General features: G+C 41.1%; 6 protein-coding genes. All 6 read right to left on the reverse strand.

Translation table 11 applies throughout. From position 1 onward, the window contains the following. Nucleotides 1–63 precede the first annotated feature (63 nt). Nucleotides 64–1,992, reverse strand: a complete 1,929-nt coding sequence (locus tag WS34_RS10485) for a transglutaminase-like domain-containing protein (protein WP_046404687.1) — start codon at nt 1,990–1,992, stop codon at nt 64–66. A gap of 31 nt (nt 1,993–2,023) precedes the next feature. Continuing rightward, nucleotides 2,024–3,811, reverse strand: coding sequence for an O-antigen ligase family protein (locus WS34_RS10490; RefSeq protein ID WP_046404689.1), 1,788 nt, complete (start codon nt 3,809–3,811; stop codon nt 2,024–2,026). Nucleotides 3,812–3,889: 78 nt separating this feature from the next. After that, nucleotides 3,890–5,101, reverse strand: a complete 1,212-nt coding sequence (locus tag WS34_RS10495) for a DUF4934 domain-containing protein (RefSeq protein WP_046404691.1) — start codon at nt 5,099–5,101, stop codon at nt 3,890–3,892. Between the two features lie 74 nt (nt 5,102–5,175). Next, entirely contained in the window at nt 5,176–5,448 is a 273-nt protein-coding gene (locus WS34_RS10500; protein ID WP_041557064.1) for a hypothetical protein, read from the reverse strand. A 176-nt stretch (nt 5,449–5,624) separates the two neighbouring features. Next, on the reverse strand, nt 5,625–6,887 hold the full coding sequence (locus WS34_RS10505) for a DUF4934 domain-containing protein (RefSeq protein ID WP_353743266.1): 1,263 nt from the start codon (nt 6,885–6,887) through the stop codon (nt 5,625–5,627). A 65-nt stretch (nt 6,888–6,952) separates the two neighbouring features. Further along, nucleotides 6,953–7,966, reverse strand: a 1,014-nt coding sequence (locus WS34_RS10510; RefSeq protein ID WP_046404695.1) for a DUF4934 domain-containing protein, incomplete at its 5' end; no start/stop codon positions are given.

Genomic DNA, 7,966 nt, shown 5'->3' on the forward strand with positions numbered 1-7,966 from the left:
GTATGAACGAAAGAAAAAGAATGCAACAAAAATTTTTTTAGATGCAAGAATCGTACAAACTTCCTACCACCACACCTGTTTTCCCTGTTCGTACGTAAATATCCGTTCTTCCACTCCCTCAGTGAGATCCCTCAGCCAGTAGAGGTGTCCGGCAGGAACTCCCTCATAATCGAGTCCATAGGTGTCGGGCACCTGCCGTCCCATCGTGTACCATTGTCCCCGGTTCCACACCAACAGTTCGTAGAGGTCGCCCGGTTTGACAAAATTATCGTCGTTCCGGGGAATGTAACAGATCCGGCTGACGCGGGCAGGCATCGCCAACTGCAAACCGGCCCAAGAGATATCGGCATCCTGAGCGGCAAAATAGGTATGTTTGCTCCCATCATAAACTTTTGTACAATCCCAGGTCTTTCCGTTCTCCGCCGAAGGTGTACCGATGCAGGCCCCCCGGATCAGTTTACCGTCCGCATCGAAAAACATCGCCTCTGCAATACAACTATTGGAACCTTTCGGCCCCCGGTAACGCAGATAGCGAAATTCCGACGGACAGTTCACCCGTACCCAGTTCGAATCGGGAAGCGGCACTTCAGTAATCCGGTGGAGCACCACGGCATCCCGGAAATCCGGCGTATTCGCTCCTTCGAATACCCCCTGTACCATCAAATCCAGCAGCAATCGATCCATAGCCGTCCCGGTATATTTTTTCACCAGATGCATCTTTTGTACTCTTTCGTTCCCTCCACGGATGGATTTCACTTCGTGATCTTTCGTATAAATAAAAGGATCGCCGGCCGCCGTCAACTTTCCTTCCCTGTGGTATACGGGCAAATAAACAATCGCCGTATCGATATTATTGAATACCCCCTGCAAGCCGGCTGCAGTCCCTACCGCCACCGGCGACCAGCCGGCATTATTGAAGACCGCCAGGTAACACAACCGGCCATCGCCCGCCGAATCGTACAAGGGTACAACCGCTACATTCCGGCCGAAATATTCGTCCGACACATCCCGTAAAAAAGGATTTTGCAGTATCCCCGGAATATCTTCGCCAGGGTAAAACATGGCCCAATTAGTAGTTTGTACGCTGAAATAATCCCGGTACACCTTTCCATACTTTTCTTCCATGCGTCCCTCCCGGTCGATATTATAGTAATTCCATAAGTAGGGAAGCTTTCGTCCGTCGGTATCCACCATAAACGTCCACATATGCGAACCGATCCGGTGGGGATTCTGCACCACCCGGTCGATTCCGCAAGGAATCCCCAATGCCCGGAACAGGGCCACATTGAACCCCGACAACTCCCGGCAACCTCCGAATCGTTCGTCCAGCAACTGCAAGGCTCCATATTCCACAAACGACAAATCGGAAGATGCATACCAATTCTGCTCGGCCCGTAAATAATCGTTCAGAGCCGAAGCGACAAACACCACATCCGGATTCATGGCACAGAGCGAGTCGCACAACCGTCCGTAACGCCGCACATAAGCCTCTTGCCAAAATTCCAGGGGTTCCCTTTCAATCCGGTAAGGCAGGACAAATTCGCAAAAATCTTCGAAAGAATAATACGAAGCCCAGGGGCGCTTCTCCCACACCCCGAATACATAATCGATATGCCGGATAAGGAAATCGGCCGTAACCGACCGGGCATCGTTGCGTTTCGTCCACCTCCTGACATCGGGCTCACCGAAAGTCTTCCACAATTTGTGTTTGACCGCTTTGGCACTTAGTCCGGTCCGTTGCATCCACCGGTATCCTTGCCTGAGGCTATCCAACTGCGCACCTGTATAGAAATAATGATAAGGCATATTCCCGATCAAAAAAACGGCTGCCCGATACTTCAGCGAATCGTCCCGGTAGTGGTCGAGTACCTTTTCCAGTTCCACGCGGTTTTCCCCGGCATACCGCAACGCAAAATCGAGCATCGTCGGGCGCTGACAGCTACTCCACAGCAACAACAAGCCAGATAAGTAAAAATATAAAACTTTCATCATCACATTTATTATTTAGGGTAAGCAAAAATCATTACAATTGTTTCATTTCTGTCTTCATTTCTTCTACTGCAGGTGACCACACTTTGGGTTCTTTGTCGATTACCTGCCGGGCCATATCACGGGTCTTTTCCATATCTCCCATTTCCCGGTACAATAAAGCCAGCAGGTAAAGCGGATAAATGCGATGGGGAATCATATGAGCAGCCTGGAGATAAGCCTTTTCGGCCCGGTCATATTGTTTCAGGGCCTGATAGTTTTTCCCGAGCTTATTATACACCATCGGATCAGCACTGAGTTCCGCCGCCCACAAAAAAATCGCCGTCGCATTTCCATATTGGGCGTTTTGAAATTGACATTCGCCAAATTCGAACAAAAAAGCTGGCCGGTCGGATAGAGCAGAAAATAAAGGTGCATATCGGTTTAATGCCTCTTGATAATCCCCCTGACGGAAATAAGCCTTTGCAGTTTTCCATGCTTTATAGGCAGGTTCCTTTTCTGCCAATCTCCAGGCAGCGGCAAGCACCAGTACCATAACCGGTAACCACAGGATTTGTCCAGCCCAACGTCTTACCCGTACTCCTTTCGTACCAACATTCACACTCCACGCCAATAACAGCACAAACAGCATCGCCATCGGTAACATATGCAAAGGATAGGAAAAACAAGCGAATACCAGAAATGCGCTTAAAGCGCCCGATACTCCACCGGTTTGCTGCGTGTTCCTTTTAAACAGCCCTCCCAACGCTATACCCGTTATTGATAAAAACAAGCACAAACCGATCAACCCATATTCGCCTCCCAATTGCAAAAACTCATTGAAACCATATTCAGGAGCATCAGCCACATATTCTTCCCGCGGATCTGCAGGACTGTTTGCAAAATAAACCGCCTGAGCTTCTCCTAAAGCACCCGGATACCGACCGATACCGACACCTAGCCAAGGTTGGGAATGTATCACCGCCAGATCCATTTTCCATACCAACAAACGTCCATCGGCGGAATCCTTTTTCAGCGAATACAATCCACCACCGATCGATAATCCCAGTAATAAAATACCCCCCAGCCAACATCTTTTCCAACCTCGTCCTATCCGCCCTATTCCCCTCCTAACGTATTCCCTCGAGCGTTTCTGCCTCCACACAACAACTCCGCAACCGGCTCCAGCAGCCACCCAGGCACTCCGGCTCATGCCGGCCGGTAAAACCAGAATGATCGAAACCAAACAAATAACTCCGAGTCCGTACACGATTTTATCAATCCGGCAAAGAGGTTTCGGCCCTAACAGAGTATGTAAAGCCACCGGTAATATCACCGCCAAAAAACCGCTGTAGGGGCCCGGATTAAAAAAACTCCCGGTCAAGCGGTATAAGCTATGGTACTGATCAACCCAACCGTATACCTGTAAAAATCCCCATATCGCTTCGATACTTCCAGCGAGCAATAAAACAAAGGTAAAAAGCAACCTCTGCGAAACCTTCCATCCTCCTAAACCCCGACACACAAAATACAGTCCCACTAATAATATCAATAACAACGTTTGCGTTTCTCCCCTGAAATCATTCAACAAAAAACTTCCCACCCCATACAAAGCGAACAGCACCACACCGACATCCACCCATTTGAAGCAGAATTGAAAATTCCGTTTCCATGCCACCATCCATGTCAGCAATAAACCAATCCCGACAACTTCTGCAAAACGGAAATATTTGGCGGTAATTATACCATCAGCATAATCACGACCTAACGATAACAAAGGAATTAAAAAGACTCCCAATAACAAGACTCCCCCATACGGTCTATTTATTTTCCAATCTACCATAACTTATTTATTTTCGTTTCCCGTTAAAAAATACTTACCACGATAGCCAGTAATAAAGGCCATCTCATAAACCATTGCTCATAAATGTTTAAACTTCGTCAGGATCAAAACCGGATTCGAATCTGTATTCAAATTCTGGATTACTCTTTCCAACTCCGGATTTGTAATTTTAAGAGCCCCATCTTTCACGCGCTCGAATATATTATATTGATCAAGAGTCGAAAAACTTACGTGAGCAATAAAGTAATCTTCAAATATTCCGCGTGCCTCATATCCCTCAAAGTAGTCGAGTTCCTTCAAATGTTCATAATAATCGCACCACCTCAATAGATAAGTCTTATCTTTCATTTTATCATACAAAAAAGGCTGCATATAATTACCTTTCTTTTTTTTATCGGCTATGTATCCTAGAAAAAAATCCTGATTTTCGTAAAGTAACGTAAACACTCCTTCTTCACTTCCATCTATATCAACAAATCTATCTGAATTATGATACTTTTCCCAACTTGAATTTTTTATTTTAAAATAGAAAATCGGTCCATAAGTTGTATCGGATAATATTTGATAAATTGTATCTGAATAGATTGGATGATAACATGAACGTTCATATCCTTTAAAGATTTGCCCTCCTCCCTTATATCCTACTTGAAGAGGTAAATAACGATACCCTTTAAGAAAATTTTCATTACCTTTTGACAATACCAAAGCATATCCATATAATCCCTCATTTCCAAAATTTTGAGAAGGAGCAGATATATGAAGAAATACACTATCTCTTAAACATAGAGTATTCTCTGTTTGAAAATACCGTATGGAATGAATAGATTTAAAATTCCCGTCTAAATCATAAAAAAAAAGTTTATCCGACATACCATCAACGAGCATCAGTTCCTCTTTTTCCGTATTTATATCTATAGATTCTATTCTTAAATATTCGCCCGGACCACGTCCTTTATTATCTATCTTTTTTAAACATCTACCAGTATCGTCATAAATAAAAACCCGATCGAACTGCTCTTCCTGAATATAAAAACGTCCTTTATAAGTAATTATATTGGCAATATTTCCCATTACTCCACATTCATCTCCTAAGGGTATATAACGAATACTATCAATAAGTTCACGATAGGCCAATTCTTCCGCATGTTCTAAATCTATTGTAGTATAATCATTATTAGCACGCTGTAATAAATCAAAATCTTTAATCATTGGTTGTTCGACTTTATTTTTTGAACGACAGGAGACAAAAAATAAAGAAAATAATAACAAAAATTTAAGTAATCTAAGCATCGTCACTTTTCATTTAATGGATGTCAGAAAAATAATAACTCATTTTCTGACATCCGATTTATCAATTATTTAATTCAATGAATACAGGAGGTTCCATTCCAACAATTTCCCGAACCGATAATACAATACACATGATTTCCCCATTTCCCCTGTATATAGCATTTATCGAATTTCGGAAACCACTTTCCTGTTCCTTCATTCTCTACCCCATACCATCTTTGTCCATTAAAATCATAATAAACATACTCTCCAGTAGTCGTTCCTGTCGCTCCTCCTTCTCCATTAGCTAAAGCCTCTAAATTCGTTAAGGCCAATGCCCCATAAACGGAAAAAGGATTTCCCTGCACAGACTATACATGTCAAAGCAGAGACCGATAATATGCTTAATAAAAATACAATTTTACTTTTTTTCATAATTCAAATATTAAATAGTTCATACTCCATCACTGCCGACCTAATACACACTAAGACACAGTGACAAAGCACCTCCTTTCAATTATTCATTTTGTTACAAACCAACTATTTACTTTCGAATATAATACAACAGCAATATCGGATTATCGTCCTCCATCGTCCGTTCTCTCAAATCCCGCCACAAGGGGCGGTCGACATCGATACAACCCTCCGGCTGATGAATAAAATCATAAGCTGTAACATAACTCACAAAAGCATCCGAAGTGGTTGTCAGAAATCTACCGGGCATTAAAACATTACCACGGGAATACTGTTTCGATTTATATCCTTTGTGATTCAGATAATCATAATAAATACTATACCAACTGCCTCTACAAAACATATCAAAATATAAATACCGGTCATTGGCCCATATCCCAGTTTGCCCCTTAGAATAACCGTTATCCCGCAAAAAAGCCATAGCATGAGCAGGAGAAATCCATTCTTTCCTGTCAACAAAAACTTCGGCATCGATGGTTGCAAGACTGGACTTAACCACAAACTTCGGTATTATTTTTCCATCGGCATATCCATATATCGTGTCTGATAGCAAAGCCGTCAGCCAAAGTTTTTCACCCGGACGAGCAAAACACGAAAGATTACCCCGAGTGGAATTTTCCGTATATTTTACTTGATAAGGAAGAATATATGCTTTCAGTGAACCGTCGTCAGCCGATAATATAGCATAATTGTATAAATCGTCAATGCCACACGACAATGTCAACAATAATTCCCGATTAGCAATGACATTTACATCGGTAATACTACCGCTTTCTATCTGTTCCCCACAAGTAATCTTATCATATTTGATACCCAAATAGGAGTAGCGGTGTATACAACGCCTAAAGCCATCATACACACCTACTACTTTATTATTTTTATCTACGTAAAAACTAGTTATGGCACTAACTTGATTTGGATCTCTTCCTATTTCACCTATTCGGTTCAGAAAACGTCCATTCATATCGAAAACATATAAATGTTCGTTATAATCACTTATAAAAATCAAAGAATCTGCAAACTCAATTTTCTTTAAAGCACCCAACAAACATTCGGATGAAGTTTCCAATTTTATGGTCCGTAAACTGTCGGGCCAACCATCAGCGAGAGTAAGCAAACACCCATCAAAAGAAAATTTCCGCAAAGAATCCACTCGGTGATGAGATAACAAAAGATCTGCTTCCTCCAAACTATCTAAATCGATTATTGTTATATCCGACAGAGATTGGTCATGTTCCTTTATTGTAGGTCTACAACCACCCCATAATAGCCAGGTAATACCCATAATCCCGGATAAGAATCTAAAAATTCCTTTCATCTCAAAGTATCTCATATTAAAACAATTAAATGTTTTAAGTTATCCTTCCCAGTAAATATTCTGTGTAAACAAAGTATATTTCACTTTTTCAATCTTTCTGTATTTACATAATAAAACAACAGAACAGGATTATCATCTTCCAACACTTCCCGGCTAACCGCATCGATTCTACTATCCTTAAAATTATGCTTTCTGAAATATTCCGTTTTCAGATCTAAGGCAGATATACTGCGAACAATGTAATTCTCATATACAGTTTGAACTTTACCTGGAAAGATCCTTATTCCAGGAAGACAGCTATTATATTTAAATCCTGTTTGCTCCTTCAGATTCCAAAAAATATTCCAACATTCTTCCCCCTGGCAAATTTCAAAATATAAATGATCCTTTAACTGAAATAATTGTAACAGTCCTCCTGAATACCCTTTTTTTATAAGCTTCATCTCTGCCTCAAAAATACTTTGGTAAGGAGTTTCCTGCTGTAAGGCTTCATAATTAATATGTTTTAATCCTCCTTCATACAAATAAATCGGTCTGCTTTCTCCATCCTGTATAGTATAAATTGTATCGGACAACAATACTGTATAAAAAATATTTCCGTTACCATATACGACTGTCGGTAGCATTCTATTAGCAATACGCTCTCTTGACACTACAGGATAAGGGTGTAAGAATTGTTCAAGCTTATAACTACTTTCATTTACCAGAGCATAATTATAAAGCGTACCGATATGATTATTCATATTCAACAACAATTTGTTCTCTCCCACATAGTGAATATCGATAACATTATTAAAAACACTTCGGTCACAATCAAACTCCTCTATATACTGACCGTCAAAAGTATAACGATAAATCTTACCCTTAATCCGATCCAAAATGCAAACAAATTTCTTTTGACAATTAACATAGAAATCTGATAATGAAGCATATTCCAGCGGACCATTTCCCATAACCCCTATCATATTCCGGAATTTCCCATTCAAATCAAAAACAAATAATTTCTCATTAGCATCTCTGATAAAGATCAGTGAATCTTCAATTATAACCTTTATTATCCCTCCAAGTAAACAATTCGTATCTGTAGCTAATTT

Source organism: Odoribacter sp. N15.MGS-14, assembly GCF_000980245.1.
GTDB classification, from domain to species: Bacteria; Bacteroidota; Bacteroidia; order Bacteroidales; family Marinifilaceae; genus Odoribacter; species Odoribacter splanchnicus.

Bases quoted from the DNA above. Each gene is read 5' to 3' on its own strand.
- WS34_RS10495 (WP_046404691.1), bottom strand. From the start codon at position 5,101: ATGCTTAGATTACTTAAATTTTTGTTATTATTTTCTTTATTTTTTGTC.
- WS34_RS10490 (WP_046404689.1), bottom strand. From the start codon at position 3,811: ATGGTAGATTGGAAAATAAATAGACCGTATGGGGGAGTCTTGTTATTG.
- WS34_RS10505 (WP_353743266.1), bottom strand. From the start codon at position 6,887: ATGAGATACTTTGAGATGAAAGGAATTTTTAGATTCTTATCCGGGATT.
- WS34_RS10485 (WP_046404687.1), bottom strand. From the start codon at position 1,992: ATGATGAAAGTTTTATATTTTTACTTATCTGGCTTGTTGTTGCTGTGG.